Here is a 26,380-nt window from a genome sequence, read left to right as displayed (position 1 = left end):
ATGGAACGTGTTCTACTCTTGCGCCGTTCCAGTGGCTGCGACCGGCGAGGAACCGCATGGGTATCGGCATCACCGAAGAGCACCGCGCCCTGGCGCGGGCCGTACGGGGCGGCCTGGCCCGCGCCGTCCCGCCCCAGGAGGCGCGGGCACTCCTGGACGTGCAACACCCGTGGGTCCCGGGCACCCGGCCCGCGCACTGGGACGCGCTGGCCGGGCAGGGGCTCCTGGGCGTCCACCTGCCCGAGGAGTACGGGGGAGGGGGCGGCGCCCTCCTCGACCTCGCCGTGGTCCTGGAAGAGGCGGCGCACGCCTCGCTCCCCGGCCCGTACACGGCCTCCGTCCTGACCTCGGCGATCCTGCACCGGGCGGACATCCGGAGCCGTGGGAACGCCCCGGGCCCGGCGGACGTGGAGGACCGGGCGGACGTCGTGGGCCGGACGGACGCCGAGGACAGGGCGGGCGTCGTGGACCCCGGGGGCCTCGCGGGGCTCGTCGAGGCGCTCGCGGCCGGAGACCTCGTCGGAGCCGCGGCACTCGGCGCCGGAACGCTCGCCGCGGTGGAGACCGAGGGCGGCCATCTCCTCGAAGGCGTGGCCCCGCCCGTCCTCGGCGGCGCCGAGGCCGATCTGCTGCTGCTCGCCGCGACCTCGGCCGCCGGCACCCTGTGGTTCGCCGTGGACGCCACCGCGGACGGGCTGACCGTACGCCCGCACCGCAGCGTCGATCCGACGCGCCCCACCGCCGAGGTGCATGCGACGGGAGTCCGCGTCCCCGCCCACCGGCTCGTCGCCACCGACACGGCATCCGTCCGCGACATCGCGGCCGTCCTCCTGGCCGCCGACGCCTGCGGCACCGCCGCCCTGTCCCTGCGTACGGCCACCGAACACGCCAAGGTCCGCGAACAGTTCGGCCGCCCCATCGGACGGTTCCAGGCCGTCAAGCACCTCTGCGCCGACATGCTCGTCCGGCTCGAACAGGCCCGTGCCCTCACCTGGGACGCCGCCCGGGCCGCCGACGGGACACCGCCCGAGGCCCCCGGCGTACGAGGGCTGACCGCCGCACTCGCGGCCGCCACCGCGCTCGACGCCGCGTACAGCTGCGCCAAGGACTGCATCCAGATCCTCGGCGGCATCGGCTTCACCTGGGAACACGACGCCCACCTCCAGCTGCGCCGCGCCGTGGTCGCCCGCCAGCTGCTCGGTGCCGCGGACGCCCACCGGCTCCGCGCCGTCCGGCTCGCCGAGGGCGGCGCCCGCCGCGAACTCACCCTGGAACTCCCCGCCGAGGCGGCCGGTCACCGGGCCGGGGCCCGGCAGGCCGTCGCAGCCGCCCGCGGCCTCGACCCCCGGGCGGCCCGCCGCGCCCTCGCCCCGTCCGGCTATGCCGCCCCTTACCTTCCCGCCCCGTACGGGCTCGGCGCCGGACCCGTGCAGCAGCTCGCCGTACAGCAGGAGTTGAAGGCTCAGGGCATCAAGGTCAGCGACCTCGGGATCGCCACCTGGGTGGTGCCCTCCCTTCTCGCGTACGGAACCAAGGCCCAGCAGGAGCGCTTCCTGATGCCGACCCTGCGGGGCGAACTCCTCTGGTGCCAGCTCTTCTCCGAGCCCGACGCCGGGTCCGACCTCGCCTCGCTGCGTACCAGGGCCGTACGGACCGAGGAGGGCTGGCGCGTCACCGGCCAGAAGGTCTGGACGAGCGCCGCCAGGTCCGCCGACTACGGCATCCTGCTCGCCCGCACGGACCCCGAAGCGCCCAGGCACCGGGGTCTCACCTACTTCCTGGTGGACATGAGGACCGCCCGGGGCATCGACATCCGGCCGCTGAAGGAGATCACCGGGGACTCCCTCTTCAACGAGGTGTACTTCGACGACGTGCTCCTGCCCGCCGACGCCGTCGTCGGCGAGGTGGACGACGGCTGGCGGGTCGCCCGCAACACCCTGGGCAACGAACGCGTCCACATGGCCGACCAGATGACCTTCGACTCCGGACTCGAAGCACTGATCGCCCGCGCCGCCGGACTCGACGGAGCGGCCCGCGGCCGCCTCGGCGCGCTCGTCGCCGAGGCCCACGCCCTGGCGTGCATCGGACTGCGGACCACGCTCCAGCAGGTCTCGGGCCTGGAGCCCGGCGCCGGCGCCTCCGTGCGCAAGCTCGTGCAGACCACCCACCAGCAGAAGGTCGCCGAACTCACCCTGGAACTCCTGGGTCCCGCGGGCGCGACCGGCGAGGGAGCGGCGCGGCGGGCCGTGCACGGCTTCCTGATGTCGCGCTGCCTGACCATCGCGGGCGGCACCACGCAGGTCCAGCTCAACGTCGTCGCCGAGCGCATCCTCGGCCTCCCGCGTGACTGAAGGGACGTACCCGCCCATGACCACGAAGGCCTACATCGCCGGCGTCGGGATGACGAGGTTCGAGAAGCCGGAGACCCGCGACTGGCAGTACTGGGACATGGCCCAGGAGGCAGGCACCAAGGCGCTCGACGACGCGGGCATCCGGTACGAGCAGGTCGAGCAGGTCCCCGTCGGCTACTGCTTCCAGCCCTCCACCGCGGGTCAGCGCGCCGTCTACGAACTCGGCCTGACGGGGGTGCCCGTCTACAACGTCAACAACAACTGCGCGACCGGCGCCACCGCGCTGATGATGGCCCGCCAGTTCGTCGAGGGCGGCCACGCCGACTGCGTACTCGCCCTCGGCTTCGAGAAGATGACGCGCGGCTCGCTCGGCGGCGGGGGAGCGGACGGCGGCGCCGCGGACTTCGCGACCTCGCCGGTCGCCCGGCACTACGGGATCATGGCCGCCGCCCACGGCTTCGAGATGTCCCCGCCCACCGCCCAGATCTTCGGCGACGCGGCGCGCGAGCACATGGAGCGGTACGGGACGACGCCGGCGCAGCTCGCCGCTGTCGGGGCCAAGAACCACCGGCACTCGGTGAACAACCCCTACGCCCAGTTCCAGGATCCGTACACCGTCGAGGAGGTCCTCGCCGCCCGGACCGTCCACCGGCCCCTCACCAAGCTCCAGTGCTCACCCACGTCGGACGGCTCCGCCGCCGCCGTCGTCGTTTCGGAACGCTTCGTCGAGCGGCACGGACTGGGGCACAGGGCCGTCGAGATCGCCGCCCAGGCCATGACCACCGACACCGGCGACTCCTTCGCGTCCGGGACGTGCGTCGACGCGGTCGGTGCACCCATGTCCCGGGCCGCCGCCGAGCAGGTCTACGCGGCCTCGGGGCTCAGCGCCGCGGACCTCGACGTCATCGAGCTGCACGACTGCTTCTCCATCAACGAACTCCTCACGTACGAGGCCCTCGGCCTGTGCGCGGAGGGCGAGTCCGGCAAGCTCGTCGAGTCCGGGGCCACCACGTACGGCGGCCGATGGGTCGTCAACCCCTCCGGCGGTCTGATCTCCAAGGGCCATCCCCTCGGTGCCACGGGCCTCGCACAGGTCGCCGAACTGACCTGGCAGTTACGGGGCGAGGCAGGCGCCCGCCAGGTCCCCGGCGCACGCACCGGGCTCGCCCACAACATCGGACTGGGCGGTGCCGCCGTCATCACGGTCCTACGCCGCTAGACCGAGTCCGGCCGGGCCCGCAAACCGATGTACGGACCACCGGCCGCCTGGGACCATGACACCCATGGCTGACGTCTCGACACCCACGCGCATACCCGCCCGAAGAGCCACCAGCACGTGGGCCGTGGTGCTCGCCGCCTGCACCGGCCAGTTCCTCGTCGTCCTCGACATGTCCGTCGTCAACGTCGCCCTGCCGTCCATGCGCACCGACCTGGCGCTGAGCGCCGCCGCGCTCCAATGGGTCATCAACGCCTACGCGATCGCGTTCGCCGGATTCCTGCTCCTCGGCGGACGAGCGGCCGACATATACGGCCGTAAGCGGATGTTCCTCGTCGGGCTCGGCATGTTCACCGCCGCATCGCTGGCCGGCGGACTCGCCCAGGAGGGCTGGCAGTTGCTCGCCGCCCGCGCGGCACAGGGGCTCGGCGCCGCCGTGCTGTCCCCGGCCACCCTCACCATCCTCACCGCCGCCGTCCCCGACGGCCCCGCCAGGACCAGGGCCATCGGCACCTGGATGGCTGTCGGCGCCGGCGGCGGCGCGGCAGGCGGGCTGATCGGCGGGGCGCTCACCGAAGCCCTGTCCTGGCGCTGGGTGCTGCTGATCAACGTGCCCATCGGCGCCCTCGTCCTCATCGGCGCCACGCTCAAGCTCGCCGAGGGCCGGGCGGGTGTCCGGCGGCGCGTCGACCTGCCCGGCGCCGTCCTCGTCACGGCCGGCCTCGCCACGGTCGCGTACGGCATCGCGCAGACCGAGGCGGAAGGCTGGACCGCCGCCGCCACCCTCGTGCCCCTGCTGTCCGGGCTCGCCCTGCTCGCCGTGTTCGTCCTGGTCGAGGCCCGGACTGCGGCCCCGCTGATGCCTCTGCGGGTGCTCGGCGTGCGGGCGGTGTCATCGGCGAACGTGGCCATGTTCATGATGGGGTCCGCGACGCTCTGCATGTGGTACTTCGTGACGATATACGCGCAGAACGTGCTCGGGTACAGCCCGCTCCAGGCCGGACTCGCCCTGATGCCCACGTCCGCTGCCGTCGTCATCGGCTCCAAACTCGCCCCACGCCTCATGATGCGCACGGGCGCGAAGAGCCTGGCCGTGATCGGCGTGCTGATCACCGCCGCGGGCTTCGGCTGGCAGTCGACGATGAGCGTCGACGGCTCGTACCTCACCGCGATCTGCCTCCCCGGCCTCCTGATGATGGGCGGCGCGGGCCTCGCCTCCACCCCACTGGCCACCCTCGCCACATCGGGCGCGGAGCCGGGGGACGCCGGACTCGTCTCAGGACTGGTCAACACCTCACGCACGATGGGCGGCGCGCTCGGCCTCGCCGTACTGTCCACCGTCGCCGCCGCCCGCACCGGAGGCTCCACGGCGACGGCCGAGATCACCGCCGGCTACGCCCTGGCCTTCCGGGCCGCCTGCGCGGTGCTGCTCGCCGGGGTGGTGCTCATGCTCCTGTGGCTGCCGAGCCACCGGCCCCGGAAGCGTTGAGACCCCGTTCCTACAGCCACCCCTGCTGCCGGGCCGCCCGCATCGCCTCCATGCGGTTGCGGGTTCCGGTCTTGCCGATCGCGGACGACAGGTAGTTGCGGACGGTCGACTCGGACAGCCGCAGCCTCACCGCGATGTCCGCGACCGTCGCCCCGTCCACGGCCGCGTTCAGCGCGTCCCGCTCACGTGCCGTGAGCGGGCTTGGCCCCGCCCCCAGGGCCGCCGCCGCGAGCGCCGGATCGATCACGGTCTCGCCGCGCAGCACCTTCCGGATCGCCTCGGCGAGCTCCTCGACGGGCCCGTCCTTGACCAGGAACCCGGTGGCGCCGGCCTCCATGGCCCGCCGCAGATACCCGGGACGCCCGAACGTCGTGAGGATCAGCACCCGGCAGTCCGGCACCTCCTCCCGCAACAGGGCGGCGGCGTCCAGTCCGCTCATCCCCGGCATCTCGATATCCAGCAGCGCCACGTCGGGCCGCGCCAGCAGCGCCGCCCCCACGACCTCGTCACCGGCCCCCACCTGCGCGACGACCTCGATGTCCGCCTCCATGCCCAGCAACAGGGCGAGAGCGCCCCGCATCATGCCCTGGTCCTCGGCGAGAAGAACACGTACAGACCGCGCGGGGCGGTGATCCTGCGGCATCTCGTTCACGGGGACAGGTTATGGCCGGGCCTTGACCCGGCGCCCTGCCGTGCGTTCGCGGCAGCCGACGAGGTGTACACCGGCGGCCGAACATAGTGTGGTGGAGCACCGCCTCCGCCCCTGCCGGGCGAGGCCGACCGGAAGGCACGTTCGAACATGACTGGGCAACCTGACCGCTGGGCGGAACTGACCGGCGGACAAGCGGGGGAGGAGTACGCGCGGCGCTTCGCGCGGCTCGCCGAATCAGGTCACGACATCCACGGCGAGGCCACCTTCTGCGCCACGTTGCTGAAGCCCTCCGCCCGGGTACTCGACGCCGGCTGCGGCACCGGCCGCATCGCGATCCGGCTCGCGGAACTGGGACACCACTGCACCGGCGTGGACGTCGACTCCTCGATGCTCGCCGTGGCACGCCGGGAAGCCCCCGCGCAGGAATGGCTCCTCGGTGACCTGGCCCGCCTGGACACCCTCGGCCTGGATCCGGGATTCGACCTGGTACTCGCCGCCGGAAACGTCATCCCCCTGCTGTCCCCCGGCACCGAACCGGTCGTCGTGCGGCAACTGGCCGACGCACTGCGCCCCGGCGGTCTGCTGGTCACGGGCATGGGGCTGGACGCGGCACACCTGCCGCTGCCGGAGCCGACGGTGACCCTCACGGAGTTCGACCACTGGTGCGCGCAGGCCGGGCTGACCCTGGTGCGTCGCTACGCCACCTGGAGCGCCGATCCCTTCCAGGAGGACCGCGGCTACGCCGTGAGCGTGCACTCCCGGCCGGCCACGTGAGCCGGGCGCCTCTCGCACGGCTGATGGACCACCCCGTCAGGTGAGGGCTTCGAGGTCTCCCGGTTCCGCCGCCTCGGGCACGGGGAGTTCCGCGGTCACCTGGAATCCTCCGCGCTCCGCCGGCCCCGCCTCCAGGGAGCCGCCCGCCTGGGCCAGGCGCTCCGTGAGGCCCTTGAGGCCGGTGCCGGAGCGGGCTCCGCGCTCCTCGCCCGACGGGACGCCGCGGCCGTTGTCGGTGACCTTCAGGCGTACGCCTCCGGGCGAGCCCGCCACGTCGATCTCGCAGCGCGAGGCTCCGCTGTGCCGGACGGCGTTGGTCACTGATTCCCGTACCACCCAGCCCAGCAGCGCCTCTGTCCGCGCGGTGAGCGGGGGTCCCGACCGGCGGACGACCGGGTCCATGCCGGCGGCGGAGAGCGCCGAGCGGGCCCGGTCAAGTTCCGTGGCCAGGCTGCCCTCCCGGTAGCCGGTGACGGCCTCGCGGATCTCCGTGAGGGCCTGGCGGCCGACCGATTCGATGTCGGATACCTGGGCCAGCGCGGCGTCCACGTCATGCGGGGCGAGCCTGCGCGCGGCCTCGGACTTCACCACGATCACCGAGAGCGTGTGGCCCAGCAGATCGTGCAGATCGCGGGAGAAGCGCAGCCGTTCCCGTTCCACCGCCGTGCGGGCCAGCTCCTCCCTCGTCTCCCGGAGTTCCTTGACCGTCTCGGAGAGCGCGAGGATCGCCGCCGTCACCATCGCGGAGATGAACGTCCCGTAGGCGACGTTGATCGCGCCCCAGCCGTCACGGAGTCCCGCTGTCAGTCCGGCCAGTGCGCTCAGGCCGAGGACGACGGGCCCGAGGTACCTGCCGCGCATGATCGAGCCGGTCGCGAGGCCGAGCAGCATGAAGAAGAGCAGCCAGCTGCCGCCGTACGTGAGGGCGAGGGCGCAGGTGACCACGCCCAGCGCGACCAGGGCCCAGCGGGTGCGCGGCGCCTCCCGGGCCCGTTTGTCGAAGGCCCTGAACACCACATAGATGTAGAGGCTGTTGAAGGTGATGATGCCGATGCCGCCGACCCAGGGGTTGGGGGTCCTGCCCTGGAGGAGGTTGGAGAAGGCACCCATTCCCATCAGCAGCCACGGCAGGAGGGCGAAACCGTTGGGCGGTCCCATGTGTCCGGGCCCCCGGGCGGTCCTCCTGGCCACCTTCCGGTCCGCCGTCGCCCGCTTCGCCCGGAAGTCGGCCTTCCACGCGGCGCACTGCTTGCTCATCACCGGCATCGTCACTCCCTCAAGCGGTCCGCGCGGCCCTGCGGTACGAGGCCACAGCGTACGAGCCGAATATCACCAGCCAGCCCGTGAGCACGGCGAGCGTGGCCGGCCCCGGCGCCGAACCCTCCGTCACCGCCCAGCCGAGATCCGCGAACCGGTTGGCCGGGGTGTAGGCCGCCACGGAGGCCAGCCACCCGGGGAACAGTTCCAGCGGGAACCAGAGGCCGCCGACGAGGGAGAGCCCCATCAGGCCGACCGTATTGGCCACGCCCATGGTCTGGGGGCTCAGCCGGTAGCCGTTGCCCAGCCCGAGCAGGGTGAAGGGGAGCGCCCCCACCCACAGCAGGAGCGTCAGTGCCGTCCACTGCCAGGCCTCCAGCCGTACGCCGTTGACCAGCGCGCCCGCTGCGAGCACCGCGACGATTCCCGGCAGTACCGTCACCGACCCGCTGACGGCCCGCCCTGTCACCACCCGGGAGGGGGCGAGCGGGGTGACGCGCAGCTGTCGCAGCCAGCCGGTCGACCGGTCGGTGGAGACCCCGATACCGGCGCTCAGTGCGGAACCCAGCGCGCCGTACGCCGCCATGCCGACCATCGCCGTGACCCGCCACGGCGCCGAATCCCCTTCGTCCGTACCGATGTTGGTGAAGAGCAGGTACATCACCACCGGCATTCCGATGCCGAAGATCACGAACATCGTGTCACGCAGCGTGCGCCGCGTCTCGAGCTTGATGTACTCCAGCATCAGACCTTCTCGCTTTCGTCGGCATGCGTGCTCTCGTGTGCGGTGAGGGAGAGGAAGGCGTCCTCCAGGCTCGCGGGGGAGACCTCCAGCCGCCGGAGGGGGCCGCGCGCGACCAGGGCCGTGACCGTGGCGTCCGGATCGTCGGTGCGCAGCCGTGCCCGGTCCCCGCGGATCTCGACCGACGTGACGCCGGGCAGCCGGGCGAGTCCCTCCGTACCGCCGCCCGCCAGGTCGATGGCGACCAGGCCGCCGCCCACCGACTGCCTGATGTGCTCGCCGCTGCCGTCCGCGACGATCCGGCCCCGGTCGAGCACGACGACGCGGTCGGCGTTCTCGTCGGCCTCCGACAGATAGTGCGTGGAGAAGAGCACCGTGTTGCCCCGGGCGGCGTACGCGCGCATCGACCCCCAGAACGCCCGCCGGGCCTCCACGTCGAGCGCGGCGGTCGGCTCGTCGAGGACGAGCAGCCCGGGATTGCCCGCCAGCGCGACCGCGAAGCGCACCCGCTGCGTCTGGCCGCCGGAGAGCTTGTCGACGCGCCGTCCGGCGAACTCCGTCAGCCCGGCCAGCGCCAGCGCCTCCGCGACCGGCATCGGCCGCGGATAGGTGGAGGCGACGAACGCGACCAGTTCCCGCACGGTGACCCGCGGGACCCCCGAGCCGTCCTGGAGCATCGCCCCGACCCGTCCGGCCCGCACCGCCCGCGCGGGGGTGTCGCCGAAGAGGCGCACCTCGCCGGCGTCGGGCTCGTCCAGGCCGAGGAGGAGGCCGATGGCGGAGGACTTGCCCGCCCCGTTGCGGCCGAGCAGGGCAACGGTCTCTCCACGCCCCACGGCGAGGTCGATGCCGTCCACGGCCCGTACGGCGCCGTAGTTCCTGACCACCCCGTCGAAGCTCACCGCGGGTGCGAAATCCGGTGTCTGCGTCATGCCGATGACGCTACGGAGGGGGCGGCCACCTCCGGCAGATGCGGATGTACGGACTCGGCCGTGACAAATGTACCGGCCCGGCGCGGGACGTATCTGACGTGACGTCAGCGGTATTCACAAGTGCTGGGGCTTGCGTTATACATAGGGCCACCGGCCCTAGAACACGTTCTAGAACGTTCCGCAGGAAGGCGGGGCCGGTCCGCACGCGACCTCGGTGCGGCCGACGGTGCGGACGGCCGCGCCGGGGTCTCCCCGTCCGCAGGACCCGTCCATCAAGGAGCAGGAATCCCATGCCCATTGATGCCGTGAAGGCGGTCGCCGCCGAACCCAGGACCGCCGGGATCCGGTGGGACCGCAAGGACGTCCAGCTCTACCACCTCGGCCTCGGCGCGGGCGTCCCCGCCACGGACCCGGGCGAGCTGCGCTACACCCTGGAGTCCCGGCTCCACGTGCTGCCCACCTTCGCCACCGTCGCGGGCGCGGGCAAGGCGGTGGCCGGCGTGGTGTCTCTGACCGGCATCGACATCGCACTCGCGTCCGTGCTGCACGGCGCCCAGTCCGTACGCGTCCACCGGCCGATCCCCGTCGAGGGGCGCGCGGTGCAGAGCGGCAGGGTCGCTGCGGTGTACGACAAGGGCAGCGCGGCCGTCATCGTGCTGCGCACCGAGGCGGCGGACGACGACGGCCCCCTGTGGACCAACGAGTCCCAGATCTTCGTGCGCGGCGAAGGGGGCTTCGGAGGCGAACGCGGCCCCTCCACCGGGTTCGCCCTGCCGGCCGTGGCACCCGACCACACGGTGGAGCGTCACGTCCGGGAGGACCAGGCGCTCCTGTACCGGCTCTCCGGGGACTGGAACCCCCTCCACGCCGACCCCGACTTCGCCGCGCAGGCCGGTTTCGACCGGCCGATCCTGCACGGACTGTGCACCTACGGCATGACGGTCAAGGCCGTCGCCGACACGGTGCTCGACGGCGACGTCTCCAGGATCCGCGCCTGCAGCACCCGCTTCGCCGGCGTCGCGTTCCCCGGCGAGACCCTCCGCATCGACATGTGGGCCGCGGACACGCGCGCCGTGGTGACGGTGAGCGCCGTCGAACGCGGTGGTGCACCGGTCCTCGACAGCACGCTCGTCGAATACTCCTGAACCACTCCATGAGGGGAGCCGCACCATGCGCGCAGCCGTACTGCACGAGATAGGCCAGGACAAGCTGGAGGTCCTCGACGACGTCGAGGCGGTGGGCTTCGGCCCCGGCAAGGTCAAGCTCCGCATCCGGGCCACCGGGCTCTGCCACTCCGACGTATCCGCGATGAGCGGGGTGCTGCCGCAGCCCGCCCCCTTCATCCCAGGACACGAGGGCGCGGGCGAGGTCATCGACGTCGGCGACGGAGTGAGCGGGCTCGCCCAGGGCGACCGCGTCCTCGTCTGCTGGCTGCCCGCCTGCGGCGCCTGCCCCTCGTGCCGGCGCGGACAGACCCACCTGTGCCTCGCCGGATTCATGAACGCGGGCACCCCCAACTTCAAGCGCCCCGGCGGTGACGTCTTCGGCTTCGCGGGGACCGGCACCTTCACCGAGGAGGTCGTCGTCGGCGCGGGATGCGCGGTACCGATCCCCGACGACGTGCCCTTCGACATCGCCGCGCTGATCGGCTGCGGCGTCACCACCGGGCTCGGCGCCGCCATCAACACCGCCCAGGTGGACGCCGGTTCGTCGGTCGCCGTGATCGGCTGCGGAGGCGTCGGCATCTCCACGATCCAGGGCGCGCGCGTCCAGGGCGCCGCCCAGATCGTCGCCGTCGACCCGGTCGCCTCACGGCGTGAGGCGGCGCTGCGGTTCGGAGCGACCGAGGCGGTCCCACCGGACGGACTCACCGACGCCCGGCAGCGGATCACCGGGGGCGAGGGCTTCGACTACGTCTTCGAGGTCGTGGGCAAGTCGGCGACGGCCCGCACCGCGTACGAGAACACCCGGCGCGGCGGCACGCTCTGTGTCGTCGGGGCGGGCGCGATGGACGACAACTTCCAGGCCAACATGTTCGAGCTGTTCTTCGACGAGAAGCGGATCCTCCCCTCCATGTACGGCGGCGGGGACGTGCTCCGGTCCTACGAGCGGGCCATCGCCCTGTGGCGCGCGGGCCGCATCGACCTCGAATCGATGATCACCCACCGGGTGCGGCTCGACGGGGTCAACGACGCCCTGGACCAGATGAGGACCGGCGAGTCGCTGCGTACCTGCATCGAGCTCTGACCCGCGCCATCTCCTTGCCCACCACGGATCTACGAGAAGGACGCCGAGGACCGCGATGTCACATCCCCTTCCCCTGGACGGCCTGGCCGCGATCGTCACCGGCGCCGGCCGCGGCCTCGGGCGCGCCGAGGCACTGGAACTGGCGCGGCTCGGCGCGGCCGTCGTCGTCAACGACTACGGACAGCCCGGCCGCGACGGCTCGGGCGAGGCGTCGGCGGCCCCGGCCGAGGAGGTCGCCGCCGAGATCCGGGCGGCGGGCGGCCGGGCAGTCGCGCACCTCGGTGACGTCTCCGACCACGGGCAGGCGCGCGCGCTGGTGGACGTGGCCGTGAGCACGTACGGAAAGCTCGACATCCTCGTCAACAACGCGGGCATCCTGCGCGACCGGATGATCTTCTCGATGACGGAGGACGAGTGGGACTCCGTCATCCGGGTTCACCTCAAGGGCCACTTCAACACCACGCACTTCGCCGCCTCCCACTGGCGCACCCGCTCCAAGGCGGCCGGAGGTCCTGTGTACGGGCGGATCGTCAACACCTCGTCCGAGGCGTTCCTCGCGGGCTCGGCCGGCCAGCCGAACTACGCGGCGGCCAAGGGCGGCATCGTCGGCCTCACCACCTCCACCGCCCAGGCCCTGGCCCGCTACGGCGTCACGGCCAACGCCATCTGCCCGCGCGCCCGTACCCGGATGACGGAGGACGTCTTCGCCGGCTTCCAGGAGCCGGCGGACGGCAGCCTGGACGCACTGGCCCCCGAGCATGTGTCACCGCTCGTCGGCTACCTGGCGTCCAGGGAGGCGGGCAGGGTCAACGGCCAGCTCTTCGTCGTCCATGGGGGAATGGTCGCGATCGTCGAACGGCCCAGGGTGGCCGCCAAGTTCGACTCCGCGAAGGAGGCGTTCACCTTCGACGAACTCGACGGGCTGATCACCCCCCACTACCGGGACCGCCCGCCGAACGAGACCTTCGCCGCGGTCGAAGTCCTCGGACTGAAGCGCGGTTGACCACCGACGAGGGAGGGCCGCCACAGCCGTCACGGCTGTGGCGGCCCTCCCTCGTATCCGTCGGATCCTGTTCTGCGGCGTGGCTCAGACCGACGCTCCGGTACCCCCTTCGGAGGGGCGGCGGTGGCGGCCGTGCGGTTGCGCGGCCGAGCTCTCCATCGACGCACCCCCTCGGTGCTTTCCGGAGCCGCCGGCTCCGGCCCGTTGCGCGTCCGCCCCCGGCGGGCGCGTCTGGGTCGTGTCGGTTCGGGCTTCAGACATGTGGGAAGTCACCCCGTTGTGATCGCTTACTTGTTCGTCGTAAGCCCCGCCACCGCCATCCGGCGCGGTCACCGTCGGCGACCGCGGGGGACAGCCGCGTGGCCCGGGCCTCACCCGGGCATACGCCCCAGAAGAGGCGCCTGCCCCAGCGGAACCGGCTTACACACCACAGGAAGCACTGGAGCCGCGGATGGTTCCGCTCCACTTCCGGCCAGGTCAAACGGGTTGCCGGGGTGGCACTCCGCCTCGTCCGCCGGAGCCTGGACCAGTGCGACCGCGCACGAGGCGATGTCGTTCGCGTACGGGAGATGCAGTACGCCGTCCCGGCCGAAGAAGCCCGAACCGGCCTGCCAGCCCTCGGGCGCCGCGAGCTGGTGCAGCCGGCGGCCCGCCGGACGCCAGACCCCCACCCAGCTGCCCGCGGCCCCGTCGATCCGCAGCGCCACCGCACAGCTCTCCGGCATCAGCATCTGCCCCGGCTGAACGGCGAAGGGCGTCACCGCGACATCGGCCGGACGCAGGCACTCCGGGAACCGCACCGGCAGGAAGCTGCCGAGCACGCCCCAGCCGAGCCGGTCGTGGCCCGGTGCGTCGGAGCGGACGAGCAGGAGCCCGCTGTCCGGGTCGGCCAGCAGCAGCCGGTCGTTGCTCTCCGGGGCGATCTGGAGCAGCGGCGTCACCTCTCCGCCGCGTTCCAGATCGACCGCGACCGCCTTCACCGGCCCGCCGCCCGGCAGTTGCCTGTCCAGCGCCAGCAGTCGTCCGGCCCGGTCCAGCCAGACCCCGCCGGAACAGCTCCCCGGGATCTCGGCGACGTGTTCGGGGCCGAAGGCGCCGCCCGCCACCAGCCAGACGGCGGTGGAGTGCTCACCGGGCACCAGGGCGAGGACGCTGCCGCCGTCCGGTGACGGCGGCAGCAGCGTCAGACCGTTGCATTCGAGCGCGCCCAGCGGCAGCTCACCGGTGCGGGGGCCGGTGGGGTAGAGCAGTGAGAAGGCGTGGCGGTCGGCGACCAGCCGCCGGATGAGGACCCGTCCGTCGGCGAGCGGCACGACGTCGGAGTCGGCCTCCTCGGGCTGGTCAAGGGGGAGCGGCACGGCGTAGGGCTCGGGTCCGTCCAGCGTCCAGCGCTCCGGATACCAGGCGCGGTCCTCGCCGGGCACTCCCGGAGCGGCCGTGAGCCGGGCCGCGTACGAACCGTCCGCGGTGATCGTGAACGGCGGAGGCACCTGGAGGGCGGCGGGTAAGGGCTGCTCGCCCGGCCCGGCCCCGGCGGGCGGGCCGTCCCACGACGCGGGGTCACCCGCCACGACGGCTCCCGGCCCCGCGGGGTCCGACGGACGCGCGGAGTCCGTCCGGTCTCCGCTCCCCGGGGGCTCGGCGGACCCCGCCGGGCGGGCCGGGTCCGATGGTTCTCCGGGCTCCTCGGGCAGGGGCTCCACCGTGGCGGTGGCCCCGGCGGTCTCTCCCTCGGTGGCACAGGCAGTCATGAAGCATCACCTCCGGTGACCGAAGCTAGTTTTCGCACTTCCTGCCGAACAACGCCACCACGCGCGCTTCACACATAAGGGTGGCGATGTCCGTAATCGCCTGAGCGGCAGGGGGTGGGTGTGCTGGGGGTGATGGGCGTGGAGAGGAGAGGTGCTCCTGAGAAGTGCCTGTGTGACCTGCGACCGGCCCGCCGCTGCCGCGGCCACCGGCGCCGGGTCCCGGGAGGCAACGGGACAGCAAGGACCGAGGGGACGGGATGAGCCGCCGGTGAACGGGGTCGTATCCCCTGGGCGACCTGCGCTCCGACCTCGTGAAGTAACGATTCGTGACCGGCTGCCGGTCCGCCCTCCCGGGTCTCGGCAGCCATGGGCGGCGGGGCACGGACGGAAGGTAGCCTTTCCTTCGTGCCCCGTCTGTCTGAAGTCATCGCCGAGCTCGACGCCCTCTGGCCGCCCGAGCGGGCCGAAGGATGGGACGCGGTCGGCACCGTCTGCGGAGATCCGGACGCCCACGTCGACCGGGTCCTGTTCGCGGTGGACCCCGTCCAGGCCGTCGCGGACGAGGCCCTTACCCTCGGCGCCCAGCTGATCGTCACCCACCACCCGCTCTACCTGCGCGGTACGACGACGGTCGCGGCCACCACCTTCAAGGGCCGGGTCGTGCACGGCCTCATCAGCAACGGCGTCGCGCTGCACGTCGCGCACACCAACGCCGACACCGCCGACCCCGGCGTGTCCGACGCCCTCGCCGGCGCCCTCGACCTGCGCGTCACGGGCCCCCTCGTACCGGACCCCACCGACCCCAGGGGCAACCGCGGCCTCGGCCGCATCTGCGAGCTGGACCACCCCGAGACCCTCCGCGAGTTCGCCGCACGGGCCGCCGCCCGGCTCCCCGCCACCGCGCAGGGCATCCGGCTCGCGGGCGACCCGGACGCGCTCGTGCGCACCGTCGCCGTGAGCGGCGGATCCGGCGACAGCCTCTTCGACGCCGTCCGGGCCGCGGGCGTCGACGCGTACCTCACCGCCGACCTGCGCCACCACCCGGCCTCCGAGGCCGTTCAGCACTCGCCGCTCGGCCTGGTCGATGCCGCACACTGGGCCACCGAGTGGCCCTGGTGCGAGCAGGCCGCCGCGCAGCTCGACGCGATTTCCGACCGCCACGGATGGGACCTGCGGGTCCATGTCTCGAAGCAGGTCACCGACCCCTGGACCACCCACCACTCTTCTGGAGCCCCCAACTGAACGCCGCGCCCGCCGACCAGATCCGACTCCTCGAAGTCCAGGCCCTCGACGTACGTCTGTCGCAGGCGTCCCACAAGGCCAGGTCGCTGCCCGAGCACGCCGAGATCGACGCGCTCAACCACGACCTCGCCCAGCTGCGTGACCTGCTGGTCGCCTCCCAGACCGAGGAGAGCGACACCACCCGCGAGCAGACCAAGGCGGAGCAGGACGTCGACCAGGTGCGCCAGCGCGCCGTCCGCGACCAGCAGCGCCTCGACTCCGGCGCGGTCTCCTCGCCCAAGGACCTGGAGAGCCTGCAGCGCGAGCTCGTCTCGCTCGCCAAGCGCCAGGGTGACCTGGAGGACGTCGTCCTGGAGATCATGGAGCGCCGCGAAGGTGCCCAGGAGCGGGTCGTCGAGCTGACCGCGCGCGTCTCCGCGGTCCAGGCCAAGCTGGACGACGCCGTGGCCCGCCGCGACGCCGCGATCCGTGAGCTGGACTCCGAGGCGGCGAGCCTCACCAAGGACCGCGAGGTCGTCGCCGGCGCCGTGCCCGCGGACCTGCTCAAGCTGTACGACAAGCTGCGCGCCCAGCAGGGCGGCGTCGGCGCGGCCCGTCTCTACCAGCGCCGCTGCGAGGGCTGCCGCCTGGAGCTGAACATCACCGAGGTCAACGACGTGAAGGCGGCGTCCCCGGACACCGTCCTGCGCTGCGAGAACTGCCACCGCATCCTGGTCCGTACCTCGGAGTCGGGCCTGTAATGCCCGCTTCCCACCAGCTGGTCGTCGAGGCCGACGGCGGCTCCCGGGGCAACCCGGGGCCCGCCGGCTACGGCGCCGTCGTCATCGATCCGGAGACGGGCGAACCGCTCGCCGAGGCCGCCGAGTACATCGGTGTCGCGACGAACAACGTGGCCGAGTACAAGGGCCTCATCGCCGGTCTCAAGGCCGCGAAGGCGCTTTTCCCGTCGGACGACGCCCTGCGGGTGCACGTCCGGATGGACTCCAAGCTGGTGGTCGAGCAGATGTCGGGCCGCTGGAAGATCAAGCACCCGGACATGAAGCCTCTGGCGGCGGAGGCCGCCCGGATCCTTCCCCCGGCCGCCGTCACCTACGAGTGGATCCCGCGCGCCGAGAACAAGCACGCGGACCGTCTCGCCAACGAGGCGATGGACGCGGGCAAGCGGGGCAGGCAGTGGGAGCCCTCGTCCTCGACGGCGGCCCTCGACTCCGCCTCCCCGGCGGTCCCCCTGGACCTCCCGCCCGTCGCCGGCCCGCCGGGCGACGCGGTGGCCGGGGCGGCGAAGGCCCGCGCCGCCATGGCCTCCCGTACGACCGCGGCGCCCGCCGCACCCTCCTCCACGCCGCAGACCGGCTGGGGAACGGCGCCCGACCTGGGCGCCCCCGCCACCTTCGTACTGCTGCGGCACGGGGAGACCGTCCTCACTCCCGAGAAGCGCTTCTCCGGCAGCGGCGGCACCGACCCCGAACTCTCGGCCGTGGGCCGGGCCCAGGCGCGCCACGCCGCACACGCCTTCGCCGAGCGGGGCACCATCCAGGAGATCGTCAGCTCACCGCTGCGCCGCTGCCGCGAGACCGCGGCCGCCGTGGAGGGGCGCCTCGGCCTCGACGTGCGCATCGACGAAGGTCTGCGCGAGACGGACTTCGGCGCCTGGGAGGGCATGACGTTCGGCGAGGTGCGCGAGCGGTACGGCGCCGACCTCACCGCCTGGCTGGCCTCCCCGGACGTGGCCCCCACGGGCGGCGGCGAGAGCTTCGCAGAGGTCGCCGAACGCGTCTCGGCGACCCGCGACCGCCTCATCGCCCGCCACCGGGGCCGTACCGTGCTGCTGGTCACCCACGTCACCCCGATCAAGACCCTGGTCAGGCTGGCGCTCGGCGCCCCGCCGGAGTCCCTGTTCCGCATGGAGCTCTCGGCGGCGTCCGTCTCGTCCGTGGCCTACTACGCGGACGGCAACGCCTCCGTACGCCTCCTGAACGACACCTCGCACCTGCGGTAGAGGAGTTCCGGCTCAGCCGCGCGACTCCGACGCCGCACGCGCCAGCCGCTCCACCCGGGCCCAGTCCTTCGCCGCCACGGCGTCGCCCGGCAGCATCCAACTGCCGCCCACACAGCCGACGTTCGGCAGGGCCAGATAGGCGGGCGCCGACGCGGGCGTGATGCCGCCCGTGGGGCAGAACCTGGCCTGCGGGAGCGGCGCCGAGAGCGCCTTCAGGTATGCGGTGCCGCCCGCCGCCTCCGCCGGGAAGAACTTCATCTCCGTGACCCCGCGCTCCAGCAGCGCGACCACCTCGGAGGTCGTGGAGACGCCCGGCAGGAACGGCACCCCCGACGCCTTCATCGCGTCCAGCAGCGCGTCCGTCCAGCCCGGGCTCACCAGGAAGCGGGCGCCCGCGGCCACGGAGTCCTCGACGTTCCGTACGGATATCACGGTGCCCGCGCCGACCACCGCCTCCGGGACCTCCGCCGAGATCGCCCGGATCGCGTCGAGGGCCGCAGCCGTGCGCAGCGTCACCTCGATCGCCGGAAGCCCGCCCGCGACCAGGGCCCGGGCCAGCGGCACCGCGTCGGCCGCGTCCTCCAGGACGACGACGGGGACGACGGGTGCGAGATCCAGGACGGAGGGTGCGGCGGGAGCAGGAGAGGTCATGGCCTCATCCTGCCGTGACGCCACACTCTGCGCAACGAGCGTTGCGTATGCTGCAACGTCAGTGGATCTCGGTGACCACCACGTCGAGCGCCCACGGCCGTCCGGCCCGCCCGGGCGCCTGCGCCTCCACCACGAACCCGAGCTGCCGCAGCACGTCCACCAGTTCCGCGGGGCCCTTCGGCCGGGCCCCGGCCATGAGGAGCTCCCGCACCATCCGGCCCTTGGTCGCCTTGTTGAAGTGGCTGACCACGGAACGCTTCTCGACCCCGTCCACCATCTGTGACTGCAGCACCCGCACGCTCGCCGTGCGCTCGGCGACGGCGCCCTTCGGCTTCCACGCGGCGGTGTACGCCGAGGACCGCAGGTCCAGCACGAGGCCGTCCCCGGCGGCCTCCGGCATGACCTCCGCCATCGGGGCCCGCCAGTACGCGCCGAGCGCGCCGAGGCCGGGGAGCTTCACACCCATCGAGCAGCGGTACGAAGGAATCCGGTCGCCCACCCGCACCGCGCCCCAGAGCCCGGAGAAGACCAGCAGCGACTTGTGGGCCAGCCTGCGTGCCGCGGTGTCCAGCGAGGCCAGGTCCAGGGCGTCGTACAGGACGCCGGTGTAGATCTCCCCGGCCGGACGTGTCCCCGCGGTCCGCAGCTCCACGTTCTTGGCGATCTCGCCGCGCAGCCCCTCGCTGAGCCCGAGCACGTGCTGGGCCTTCTCCTCGTCCGCGACGCACAGCTCGACGAGCTCGCCGAGGATCGCCTCCCGCGCGGCGGCCAGCCCCGGCAGGGAAAGGTTCTCGGCCTTCAGCGGGGCGCCACGCCCCGAGGCGGCCTTTCCTTCGGAGGGCGGCAACAGCACGAGCACGGTGTCTCCTTCATACGCGGACGGGCCCTGCAAGGGTACGGGGGAGCGCGGCCGGGCCCGCCGTCCGGCCGATGGGTGCCCGGGTCCCCCGGCGCCGGACCGAACCCGGGCTCCACGCAGGGTGACGAGCGGGAAACCCGGGATGCCTCACCCCCGCCCCGGACCTACGCTCGGGACATGCCCCGCCGTCCTGTCCACGTGACCGGCCCACCGGACACCCCGCTGCGCGAGGCCCTGCGCGGCCTGCGTGCCGAGCTGGGAACGCCCGGCGGGTTCCCGCCCGACGTACTCGCCGAGGCCCAGGACGTCGCGAGGGCCCCGGACCTCTCGGCCCACCTGGACGCCACGGAGGTGCCGTTCTTCACCATCGACCCGCCCGCCTCCACCGACCTGGACCAGGCGATGCACCTGGAACGGCGCCCGAACGGTTTCCGGGTGCGGTACGCGATCGCCGACGTCGCCGCCTTCGTCCGGCCGGGCGGGGCACTGGACGCCGAGGCACACCGCCGGGTGACGACCCTGTACTTCCCCGACGGCAAGGTCCCGCTGCACCCGCCCCCGCTCTCGGAGGACGCCGCAAGCCTGCTCCCCGGCCGGACACGGCCGGCCGTGCACTGGCAGATCGACCTGGACGAGGAGGGCCGTGCGGTCACCACGGACGTGCGCCGCGCCCTCGTACGCAGCCGGGCCAAGCTCGACCACGCCGAGGTCCAGCGGCGGATCGACGCCGGCACGGCCGAAGAGCCCCTGGCGCTGCTCCGGGACATCGGGCGGCTCCGCGAGGCGCAGGAGGTCGCCCGCGGCGGCGTCTCGCTGAACGTGCCCGAACAGGAGATCGTCGAGCAGGACTCCACATACACCCTCGCCTACCGCGCCCCCCTGCCGGCCGAAGGCTGGAACGCCCAGATCTCCCTGCTCACCGGCATGGCCGCGGCCCGGCTGATGGCGGACGCGGGCACCGGCATCCTGCGTACGCTGCCCATCGCCCCGGACGGCGCCGTCGCCCTGCTGAGGCGCTCCGCGCAGGCCCTGCGCATCGACTGGCCGCACCACGTGCCGTACGCGCGCCTGATCCGTTCGCTCGACCCGGAGCGCGGCAGCCATGCGGCGTTCCTCCAGGAGTGCACCACCCTGCTGCGCGGGGCCGGGTACACGGTCTTCGGGAACGGCGCCCTGCCCACCCCTGCCGTGCACGCCGCCGTCGCGGACCTCTACACGCACTGCACGGCCCCGCTGCGCCGCCTCGTCGACCGTTACGCGTCCGAGCTCTGCCTCGCGGCCGTCGCGGGCCGCCAGGCACCGCAGTGGGTGGGGGAGGCGCTTTCGGCGCTGCCGGACGAGATGGCCGACGGCACGCGCCGCGCGAACACGGCGGAGCGGGAATCGGTGGACCTGGTGGAGGCGGCGCTGCTCAAGGACCGGGTGGGCGAGGTGTTCGACGGGTTCGTGGTCGACATCGAGGACGCCGCCTCAAGCGTCGGCACCGTCCACATCGAGGACCCGGCGGTCATCGCCCGGATCGAGGGGCCCGCGCCCGGGCTCCCGCTGGGGGAGCGGCTGCGGGTGCGGCTCATGCAGGCGGAACCGGGCTCGGCGAAGGTGCTGTTCGTGCCCGCGTGAGGGCGGCGACCGCGGCCCGTGGGTCGTCGGCGTGGAAGCGGACGGTACGGGCCAGGCCGGGCCTGCCCAGCGGACGTACGAACCCGACGGGCGCGGTCAGTTCCACGGTCACCGTCGTCTGGCTGCCCACCGCGAGGTCGAGCACCCCGTCCGGGCCCAGCTGGACCAGCCTGCCCTCGGGATAGCGCCGGTCGACCCGCCCTTCTCCTTCGGCCTGGAGTCAGGTGCCCTCATCTGAAGGCGCCGTCCGGTGGCCCGCGGTCCGGCGGGTAGCATGGGCGGCACGGCAGACGAGCCGGGCGGACGGCCGCGTGGGGATCTCCGGATTCTCCCGAGGAACGTCCGGGCTCCACAGGGCAGGGTGGTGGCTAACGGCCACCCGAGGTGACTCGCGGGACAGTGCCACAGAAAACAGACCGCCCGGGACTCCGGTCCTGGGTAAGGGTGAAACGGTGGTGTAAGAGACCACCAGCGCCTGAGGTGACTCAGGCGGCTAGGTAAACCCCACCCGGAGCAAGGTCAAGAGGAGCCGTCGCAAGACGGTTCTGCGTGAACGTTCGAGGGCTGCCCGCCCGAGTTCACGGGTAGACCGCACGAGACCGGCAGCAATGCCGGTCCTAGATGGATGGCCGTCTCCCCGGCCGCCGCGAGGCGACCGGGCGACAGAACCCGGCGTACAGCCCGACTCGTCTGCCTCACCCCCGCCCCGCCCCTTCGCGGCGGCCGTGCGCGTCAGTTCTCCTGTGCGGCCTGTTCCCAGGTCTCCGGGGTCCAGATGCCCGAGCGGCGCAGGGAAGCCGGGCAGTGGAGGTAGATCTCGTCGATCTCGACGACCAGGGCCAGGTCAGGGCGGCGGCCCTTGACCGTCATCGCGTCGAAGAACGGGGCGTCCGTGAGGATCCGGGCGCGGCCGTTGATCCGCAGGACCGTCTGGGCGCCGGGTATGAGGTAGAGCAGTCCGACGTGCGGGTTGCTCAGGATGTTGTGGAAGGTGTCGCCCCGCCGGTTGCCCGGCATTTCGGGGAGTGCGAGTGTGCCCGCGTCCAGGACCAGGGTGAAGCCGGGCTCTCCGCCGCGCGGGGACGTGTCGCAGTTGCCGTCGGCGTCGGAGGTGGACACGGCGCAGAACGGGGCCCGGGCCAGCAGGTCCAGGTCGTCGTCCGTGAGGCGGTCGTGGACCTTGTCGATGACGAGGGGGTGCGGGGTGCCGAGGATCGTGCGCAACTGCTCCGCCGATCGCAGGGGGACGGCTCCGGCCAGCGGGCCCGTGGTGAGGTCCGGGGCGGGCGCGGCCGCGGGTGCGGCGTACGACAAGGGGTTCTCCGTAGCTTCGGGGGGCGCGGCAGCGGCTCGCTGACCTGGCGCTGTTAGGGTTACCTTACTTATCCTCCGGTGTGCGCCATGTCCCGGGGGCGACGAGCGAGGATGGGGAACAGTGCACCACCGCAAGCCTGCCGCCCGGGAGACCGGGCTGTGAGCGGCCCGGCCGTCAGGAGCGCGGAAGGACCGAAGACCGCCGCCGCCGGAGCGCCGCGGCCACGCCCCGGACGCGGGCGCCCGGTCCTCGTCCTCGGGTTCGTCGCCGCTCTCGCCGTACTCCTGCTGACCGTGACGGCGAGCCTCGCCGTCGGTTCGGGCGACGTGCCGTTCCACGACGTGGTGCAGGGCGTCCTCGACCCGGACCTCGGGGTCAAGGGCCAGCTCATCGTCCAGGAGGTCCGCGTACCCCGCACCGTGGCCGGGCTGCTGGCCGGAGCGGCGCTCGGACTCGCCGGCACGGTGATGCAGGGGGTGGCGCGCAACCCGCTGGCCGACCCCCAGCTCCTCGGCATCAACGCGGGCGCGTCCGTGGCAGTGGTGTGCTCGATCAGCCTCTTCGGGTTCACCGTCGCCTCGCAGTACATCTGGTTCGGCTTCCTCGGCGCGCTGCTCGCCGCCCTGCTGGTGTACGGGGTGGGGTCGCTCGGCCGCGAGGGCGCGACCCCGGTGAAGCTCGCACTGGCGGGCGCGGCGACCAGCGCCGTGCTCACCTCCGCGACCAGCGCCGTCCTCCTCCAGGACCGGGAGACGTACGACCGGTTCCGCTTCTGGCAGCTCGGTGCGCTGAACGCCCGGGACGCCGAAGTGCTCTGGCAGGCGGCCCCCTTCATCGCGGCGGGCGTGATCCTCGCGCTGCTCCTGGGGCCCCAGCTCAACGCTCTTTCCCTCATCGACGACCTGGCGCTCGGCCTCGGCCAGCGGGTGGGTCTCGCCCGGATCGTCTCCGCCCTCGCCGTGGTCCTGCTGTGCGGTGCTGCGACCGTCGTCGCCGGCCCGATCGGCTTCGTCGGGCTGGTCGTACCGCACGCCGCCCGCCTCATCACCGGCCCCGACTACCGGTGGGTCCTGCCGTACAGCATGGTGCTGGCCCCGGTCCTGCTGCTCGTCGCCGACATCGTCGGCCGGGTCGTCGCCCCTCCCGGCGAGGTGCAGGTGGGCGTCGTCACCGCGGCGATCGGCTGCATACCCTTCATCTGGCTCGTCCGGCGCAGAAAGCTGGTGGAACTGTGACCGGGGCCCCTCTCCAGGAGGCGCCCGGCGCCCGCCTGGCCGACGCCGTCCGTACCGTCGCGCGGGTACGGGGACGGGGCCGCCGGCGCTCCGTGCTGGTGGCCTCCGCGCTGGCCGTCTGCGTGGCCGCCGTGTTCGCCCTCTCGCTCAGCGTCGGCGACATGGTGATGCCGCTGGGCACGGTCGTGGAGACCCTGCTCGGTGGCGGCGACGGCGGCTCGCAGTTCGTCGTACTGGAACTGCGACTGCCCCGCGCCCTGCTCGCGATCCTCGTCGGTACCGGCTTCGGGCTCTCCGGAGCGGTGTTCCAGACGCTGCTGCGCAACCCGCTGGCCAGCCCCGACGTCATCGGCATCAGTGCCGGGGCGAGCGCCGTGGCCGTCACCGCCGCGCTGCTCTTCCAGGTCAGCGGTCTGGCGCTCTCCGCGAGCGCCCTGGTCGGGGCGATCGGCGCCGGCGGCGCCATCTACCTCCTCGCCTGGCGGCAGGGCGTCGCGGGACAGCGGCTCGTCCTGATCGGTGTGGGCCTGGGAACCGGACTGACCAGTGTGGTCTGGTACGTGATGGCGCGCTCCGACACCGCCGACGCCCAGGCGGCCTTCCTCTGGCTGACGGGCAGCCTCAACGGCCGTTCCTGGAAGCAGGTGTGGCCCCTGCTGGCCGCACTCGCCGTCCTCGCGCCGCTGACCGTTCTCGCCGCCCGCGCGCTGCGCCCCCTTCAGCTGGGGGACGACACGGCGGCCGGACTCGGCGCCCGGGTCGAGCCCAGCCGGCTGGCCCTGCTCGGCTGCGCGACGGCGCTGGCGGGTGTGGCGACCGCGGCGGCCGGACCCGTCGGCTTCGTCGCCTTCGTGTCCGCGCCGATCGCCCGCCGTCTGGTGCCCGGCCGGGGCGCCGCACTGCCGCACGCGGCGCTGACCGGGGCGCTGCTGGTCCTGGTCGCCGACTTCGCCGCCCAGCACATGCTGCTGTCGGTCCAACTGCCGGTGGGTGTGGTGACCAGCCTCATCGGCGCCCCCTATCTGCTGCTGCTCCTGGCCCGCGCCAACCGCGTGGGCGCCGGGGGCTGACGTGGCGACGTACGAGATCGACGACAAGGAAAGGCGTGGCCCCGTCGTGGCTGAGCACACTCTTGGAGCGCGGGACGTCCGGCTCGGTTACGGCGACCGCGAGATCGTCGCCGGTCTCAGCGTGGACATCCCGCCGGGGAAGGTGACCGTCATCGTGGGCCCGAACGCCTGCGGCAAGTCCACCCTGCTGCGGGCGATGGCCCGGCTGCTGCCGCCCTCGTCGGGCTCGGTGCTGCTGGACGGGCGGAGCATCCAGGAGATGCCGACGAAGGAGGTCGCCGCCGTGCTCGGCATCCTCCCGCAGAGCCCGTCCGCACCCGAGGGAATCACGGTCTCCGACCTGGTGGGGCGTGGCCGGTACCCGCACCAGGGCTGGTTCCGGCGCTGGAGCACCGAGGACGACGAGGCCGTGGCGCAGGCGCTGCTCTCCACGGACGTGCTGGAACTCGCCGACCGTCCCGTGGACGAGCTGTCGGGCGGTCAGCGCCAGCGTGTGTGGATAGCCATGGCGCTGTCGCAGCGCACGGACATCCTGCTGCTCGACGAGCCGACGACCTTCCTCGACGCCAGTCATCAGCTGGACGTCCTGGACCTGCTCACCGACCTCAACCGGGAGCGCGGGGTCACCATGGTCGCCGTCCTGCACGATCTCAACCTGGCCTGCCGGTACGCGGATCACATGATCGCCATGAGGGACGGGCGGATCGTCGCCGAGGGCCGGCCCTCCGACATCGTCACGGAGTCGCTGGTCTCCGAGGTGTTCGGGATGCGCTGCGCGGTGATGGACGACCCCGCGTCGGGGACGCCGATGGTCGTGCCGCTCGGCCGCCACCACGTGAAGGTCTGACAGGGAGGGGCCGGTGCCGAGCCCAGTTAAGGGCAGGCTAACCTAATCGGCATGAACGATTCCGCTTCTCGTCCCCGCACCCGCCGCACCCCGGCCCTCATGGCCGCGGCGGTCGCCGCCCTGCTCCTCGGCCTGTCCGCCTGTGGCTCCTCGGACGACTCCGGCAGCTCGGCCACCGCTTCGGGCGGCGGCGACACCGGCGCCTTCCCCGCGAAGGTCGCGACGAAGTTCGGTGAGGTCACCGTCGACGAGAAGCCCAAGCGCGTCGTCGCACTCGGCTGGGGCGACGCCGAGACCGTCCTCGCGCTCGGCGGGCAGCCGGTCGGGGCCAGCGACTGGCTGGCGTTCGGCGGCGAGGGTGTCGGCCCGTGGGCCAAGGGCCGGTACGACAAGAGCCCGCAGCTCATAGGCACCATGGAGCCCGAGTACGAGAAGATCGCGGCTCTCCGGCCCGACCTGATCCTCGACACCAAGTCCAGCGGGGACCAGACGCGTTACGACACCCTGAGCAAGATCGCCCCGACCGTCGGTGTGCCCAAGGGCGGTGACCAGTACATGATCTCCTGGGAGAAGCAGACCGAGATGGTCGCCGCCGCACTCGGCGTCCCGGACAAGGGCGAGAAGCTGATCGCGGACACCGAGAAGAAGTTCGCGGCGGCCGTGAAGGCGAACCCCGGATTCAAGGGCAGCACCATCACGCTCGGCTCGCGCACCTCCGAGGGGTACGGCGCCTACGTCGGTGGCACCGGGCGGGTCGACTTCGTCGAGCGCCTCGGCTTCGAGAACAACCCGGCCGTCGAGGCCGAGGCCGGGGATTCGTTCTCCGTACCGGTGTCCAAGGAGAACCTCGACCTCCTCGACGCAGGCCTGGTCGTGATGGCGCCCATCGGTGTCCCCGCCGCCTCGATCAGCGACGACCCGCTGTACCGGGCCGTCCCCGCCGTGAAGGCCGGCCACTCCCTGGTCTTCGACGACCAGGGCATCAGCCAGGCCTTCGCCACCGACTCCGTCCTGTCGGTCTCCTACGCCCTGGACAAGGTGGTTCCGCTGTTCGCGGAGAAGCTCAAGTGACACGCTGAGCGGGATGACGGGAGGGGCGGCGCCGGTGGCGCCGCCCCTCCCGTGTAT

The 26,380-nt window shown here is 72.8% G+C and carries 24 protein-coding genes and 1 other RNA gene; 17 read left to right on the top strand and 8 right to left on the bottom strand.

The genetic code is table 11. The annotated features are described in order from the left end of the window. Positions 1-56: 56 nt before the first annotated feature. Genes AB0C82_RS15580 through AB0C82_RS15570 form a run of 3 tightly spaced genes read left to right on the top strand, consistent with a single transcriptional unit; the run spans position 57 to position 5,056 of the window. Entirely contained in the window at positions 57-2,351 is a 2,295-nt protein-coding gene (locus tag AB0C82_RS15580; protein ID WP_362841305.1) for an acyl-CoA dehydrogenase, read from the top strand. A gap of 16 nt (positions 2,352-2,367) precedes the next feature. Further along, complete coding sequence (locus tag AB0C82_RS15575; RefSeq protein ID WP_362841302.1) at positions 2,368-3,570, top strand: lipid-transfer protein; 1,203 nt, start codon at positions 2,368-2,370, stop codon at positions 3,568-3,570. Positions 3,571-3,625: 55 nt separating this feature from the next. Then, positions 3,626-5,056 (top strand): MFS transporter, encoded by a 1,431-nt coding sequence (locus tag AB0C82_RS15570; RefSeq protein ID WP_362841299.1) that lies wholly within the window; start codon positions 3,626-3,628, stop codon positions 5,054-5,056. A gap of 10 nt (positions 5,057-5,066) precedes the next feature. On the opposite strand, the gene AB0C82_RS15565 is transcribed toward AB0C82_RS15570, so the two are convergent. Next, complete coding sequence (locus tag AB0C82_RS15565) at positions 5,067-5,699, bottom strand: response regulator transcription factor (protein ID WP_362842056.1); 633 nt, start codon at positions 5,697-5,699, stop codon at positions 5,067-5,069. A gap of 156 nt (positions 5,700-5,855) precedes the next feature. Here AB0C82_RS15565 and AB0C82_RS15560 point away from each other — a divergent pair, with 156 nt between their 5' ends. Then, positions 5,856-6,482 (top strand): class I SAM-dependent methyltransferase, encoded by a 627-nt coding sequence (locus AB0C82_RS15560; protein WP_362841296.1) that lies wholly within the window; start codon positions 5,856-5,858, stop codon positions 6,480-6,482. Positions 6,483-6,518: 36 nt separating this feature from the next. On the opposite strand, the gene AB0C82_RS15555 is transcribed toward AB0C82_RS15560, so the two are convergent. Genes AB0C82_RS15555 through AB0C82_RS15545 form a run of 3 tightly spaced genes read right to left on the bottom strand, consistent with a single transcriptional unit; the run spans position 6,519 to position 9,413 of the window. Continuing rightward, positions 6,519-7,739: a sensor histidine kinase gene (locus tag AB0C82_RS15555; protein ID WP_362841294.1), complete on the bottom strand. Its 1,221-nt coding sequence runs from the start codon at positions 7,737-7,739 to the stop codon at positions 6,519-6,521. A gap of 19 nt (positions 7,740-7,758) precedes the next feature. Further along, positions 7,759-8,484, bottom strand: a complete 726-nt coding sequence (locus tag AB0C82_RS15550; RefSeq protein ID WP_362841291.1) for an ABC transporter permease — start codon at positions 8,482-8,484, stop codon at positions 7,759-7,761. After that, a complete protein-coding gene (locus tag AB0C82_RS15545; RefSeq protein WP_362841288.1) occupies positions 8,484-9,413 on the bottom strand; it encodes an ABC transporter ATP-binding protein in 930 nt (309 codons plus the stop codon). The genes AB0C82_RS15550 and AB0C82_RS15545 overlap by 1 nt, the downstream gene beginning before the upstream one ends. 290 nt (positions 9,414-9,703) lie before the next feature. On the opposite strand from AB0C82_RS15545, the gene AB0C82_RS15540 reads away from it, so the two are divergent. Genes AB0C82_RS15540 through AB0C82_RS15530 form a run of 3 tightly spaced genes read left to right on the top strand, consistent with a single transcriptional unit; the run spans position 9,704 to position 12,663 of the window. After that, the gene (locus AB0C82_RS15540) at positions 9,704-10,558 is read left to right on the top strand and encodes a MaoC/PaaZ C-terminal domain-containing protein (RefSeq protein WP_362841285.1); all 855 of its coding nucleotides are present in this window, start codon (positions 9,704-9,706) and stop codon (positions 10,556-10,558) included. A 25-nt stretch (positions 10,559-10,583) separates the two neighbouring features. Further along, the gene (locus AB0C82_RS15535; protein ID WP_362841282.1) at positions 10,584-11,660 is read left to right on the top strand and encodes a Zn-dependent alcohol dehydrogenase; all 1,077 of its coding nucleotides are present in this window, start codon (positions 10,584-10,586) and stop codon (positions 11,658-11,660) included. Positions 11,661-11,715: 55 nt separating this feature from the next. Next, positions 11,716-12,663, top strand: coding sequence for a 3-oxoacyl-ACP reductase (locus AB0C82_RS15530; protein WP_362841279.1), 948 nt, complete (start codon positions 11,716-11,718; stop codon positions 12,661-12,663). Positions 12,664-13,034: 371 nt separating this feature from the next. On the opposite strand, the gene AB0C82_RS15525 is transcribed toward AB0C82_RS15530, so the two are convergent. Next, on the bottom strand, positions 13,035-14,414 hold the full coding sequence (locus AB0C82_RS15525; protein ID WP_362841276.1) for a hypothetical protein: 1,380 nt from the start codon (positions 14,412-14,414) through the stop codon (positions 13,035-13,037). A gap of 405 nt (positions 14,415-14,819) precedes the next feature. Between AB0C82_RS15525 and AB0C82_RS15520 the strand changes: the two genes are divergently transcribed. Genes AB0C82_RS15520 through AB0C82_RS15510 form a run of 3 tightly spaced genes read left to right on the top strand, consistent with a single transcriptional unit; the run spans position 14,820 to position 17,655 of the window. Beyond that, positions 14,820-15,656: a Nif3-like dinuclear metal center hexameric protein gene (locus AB0C82_RS15520; protein WP_362841275.1), complete on the top strand. Its 837-nt coding sequence runs from the start codon at positions 14,820-14,822 to the stop codon at positions 15,654-15,656. After that, on the top strand, positions 15,653-16,396 hold the full coding sequence (locus AB0C82_RS15515) for a C4-type zinc ribbon domain-containing protein (RefSeq protein WP_362842053.1): 744 nt from the start codon (positions 15,653-15,655) through the stop codon (positions 16,394-16,396). The genes AB0C82_RS15520 and AB0C82_RS15515 overlap by 4 nt, the downstream gene beginning before the upstream one ends. Next, a complete protein-coding gene (locus AB0C82_RS15510) occupies positions 16,396-17,655 on the top strand; it encodes a bifunctional RNase H/acid phosphatase (RefSeq protein WP_362841272.1) in 1,260 nt (419 codons plus the stop codon). Before AB0C82_RS15515 ends, AB0C82_RS15510 begins: the two co-directional genes overlap by 1 nt. 12 nt (positions 17,656-17,667) lie before the next feature. Here AB0C82_RS15510 and eda read toward each other — a convergent pair whose 3' ends face one another. Then, positions 17,668-18,306, bottom strand: a complete 639-nt coding sequence (gene eda, locus AB0C82_RS15505) for a bifunctional 4-hydroxy-2-oxoglutarate aldolase/2-dehydro-3-deoxy-phosphogluconate aldolase (RefSeq protein WP_362841269.1) — start codon at positions 18,304-18,306, stop codon at positions 17,668-17,670. Between the two features lie 58 nt (positions 18,307-18,364). After that, a complete protein-coding gene (gene yaaA, locus AB0C82_RS15500) occupies positions 18,365-19,165 on the bottom strand; it encodes a peroxide stress protein YaaA (protein WP_362841267.1) in 801 nt (266 codons plus the stop codon). Between the two features lie 177 nt (positions 19,166-19,342). Between yaaA and AB0C82_RS15495 the strand changes: the two genes are divergently transcribed. The 3 genes from AB0C82_RS15495 (at position 19,343) to rnpB (ending at position 21,478) form a co-directional block, all read left to right on the top strand. Next, on the top strand, positions 19,343-20,785 hold the full coding sequence (locus AB0C82_RS15495; RefSeq protein WP_362841264.1) for an RNB domain-containing ribonuclease: 1,443 nt from the start codon (positions 19,343-19,345) through the stop codon (positions 20,783-20,785). A 31-nt stretch (positions 20,786-20,816) separates the two neighbouring features. Beyond that, positions 20,817-21,023, top strand: coding sequence for a hypothetical protein (locus tag AB0C82_RS15490; protein WP_362841262.1), 207 nt, complete (start codon positions 20,817-20,819; stop codon positions 21,021-21,023). A 53-nt stretch (positions 21,024-21,076) separates the two neighbouring features. Next, positions 21,077-21,478: RNase P RNA component class A (rnpB, locus tag AB0C82_RS15485), an RNA gene on the top strand. A 39-nt stretch (positions 21,479-21,517) separates the two neighbouring features. Here the strand turns inward: rnpB and AB0C82_RS15480 are convergent. Beyond that, positions 21,518-22,099, bottom strand: coding sequence for an MSMEG_1061 family FMN-dependent PPOX-type flavoprotein (locus tag AB0C82_RS15480; RefSeq protein WP_362841259.1), 582 nt, complete (start codon positions 22,097-22,099; stop codon positions 21,518-21,520). A gap of 111 nt (positions 22,100-22,210) precedes the next feature. On the opposite strand from AB0C82_RS15480, the gene AB0C82_RS15475 reads away from it, so the two are divergent. Genes AB0C82_RS15475 through AB0C82_RS15460 form a run of 4 tightly spaced genes read left to right on the top strand, consistent with a single transcriptional unit; the run spans position 22,211 to position 26,323 of the window. Then, a complete protein-coding gene (locus AB0C82_RS15475) occupies positions 22,211-23,335 on the top strand; it encodes an iron chelate uptake ABC transporter family permease subunit (RefSeq protein ID WP_362841256.1) in 1,125 nt (374 codons plus the stop codon). Then, complete coding sequence (locus AB0C82_RS15470) at positions 23,332-24,405, top strand: iron chelate uptake ABC transporter family permease subunit (protein ID WP_362841254.1); 1,074 nt, start codon at positions 23,332-23,334, stop codon at positions 24,403-24,405. Before AB0C82_RS15475 ends, AB0C82_RS15470 begins: the two co-directional genes overlap by 4 nt. Before the next feature lie 46 nt (positions 24,406-24,451). Further along, on the top strand, positions 24,452-25,252 hold the full coding sequence (locus AB0C82_RS15465; protein ID WP_362841251.1) for an ABC transporter ATP-binding protein: 801 nt from the start codon (positions 24,452-24,454) through the stop codon (positions 25,250-25,252). 51 nt (positions 25,253-25,303) lie between these two features. Then, positions 25,304-26,323 carry an iron-siderophore ABC transporter substrate-binding protein gene (locus AB0C82_RS15460; protein WP_362841248.1) on the top strand — a complete coding sequence of 340 codons (1,020 nt, stop codon included), beginning with the start codon at positions 25,304-25,306 and terminating at the stop codon, positions 26,321-26,323. The last annotated feature ends 57 nt before the right edge of the window (positions 26,324-26,380 follow it).

Source organism: Streptomyces sp. NPDC048560 (genome assembly GCF_040650955.1).
In the GTDB taxonomy this organism is placed as follows: domain Bacteria; phylum Actinomycetota; class Actinomycetes; order Streptomycetales; family Streptomycetaceae; genus Streptomyces.
This window is presented reverse-complemented; position numbering and strand designations above follow the sequence as displayed.

Bases quoted from the DNA above. Each gene is read 5' to 3' on its own strand.
- AB0C82_RS15550 (WP_362841291.1), bottom strand. From the start codon at position 8,484: ATGCTGGAGTACATCAAGCTCGAGACGCGGCGCACGCTGCGTGACACG.
- eda (WP_362841269.1), bottom strand. From the start codon at position 18,306: ATGACCTCTCCTGCTCCCGCCGCACCCTCCGTCCTGGATCTCGCACCC.
- AB0C82_RS15525 (WP_362841276.1), bottom strand. From the start codon at position 14,414: ATGACTGCCTGTGCCACCGAGGGAGAGACCGCCGGGGCCACCGCCACG.
- AB0C82_RS15570 (WP_362841299.1), top strand. From the start codon at position 3,626: ATGACACCCATGGCTGACGTCTCGACACCCACGCGCATACCCGCCCGA.
- AB0C82_RS15545 (WP_362841288.1), bottom strand. From the start codon at position 9,413: ATGACGCAGACACCGGATTTCGCACCCGCGGTGAGCTTCGACGGGGTG.
- AB0C82_RS15475 (WP_362841256.1), top strand. From the start codon at position 22,211: ATGGGGAACAGTGCACCACCGCAAGCCTGCCGCCCGGGAGACCGGGCT.
- AB0C82_RS15495 (WP_362841264.1), top strand. From the start codon at position 19,343: ATGCCCCGCCGTCCTGTCCACGTGACCGGCCCACCGGACACCCCGCTG.
- AB0C82_RS15555 (WP_362841294.1), bottom strand. From the start codon at position 7,739: ATGAGCAAGCAGTGCGCCGCGTGGAAGGCCGACTTCCGGGCGAAGCGG.
- AB0C82_RS15510 (WP_362841272.1), top strand. From the start codon at position 16,396: ATGCCCGCTTCCCACCAGCTGGTCGTCGAGGCCGACGGCGGCTCCCGG.
- AB0C82_RS15560 (WP_362841296.1), top strand. From the start codon at position 5,856: ATGACTGGGCAACCTGACCGCTGGGCGGAACTGACCGGCGGACAAGCG.
- AB0C82_RS15535 (WP_362841282.1), top strand. From the start codon at position 10,584: ATGCGCGCAGCCGTACTGCACGAGATAGGCCAGGACAAGCTGGAGGTC.
- AB0C82_RS15530 (WP_362841279.1), top strand. From the start codon at position 11,716: ATGTCACATCCCCTTCCCCTGGACGGCCTGGCCGCGATCGTCACCGGC.
- AB0C82_RS15565 (WP_362842056.1), bottom strand. From the start codon at position 5,699: ATGCCGCAGGATCACCGCCCCGCGCGGTCTGTACGTGTTCTTCTCGCC.
- AB0C82_RS15540 (WP_362841285.1), top strand. From the start codon at position 9,704: ATGCCCATTGATGCCGTGAAGGCGGTCGCCGCCGAACCCAGGACCGCC.
- AB0C82_RS15575 (WP_362841302.1), top strand. From the start codon at position 2,368: ATGACCACGAAGGCCTACATCGCCGGCGTCGGGATGACGAGGTTCGAG.
- AB0C82_RS15460 (WP_362841248.1), top strand. From the start codon at position 25,304: ATGAACGATTCCGCTTCTCGTCCCCGCACCCGCCGCACCCCGGCCCTC.
- AB0C82_RS15580 (WP_362841305.1), top strand. From the start codon at position 57: ATGGGTATCGGCATCACCGAAGAGCACCGCGCCCTGGCGCGGGCCGTA.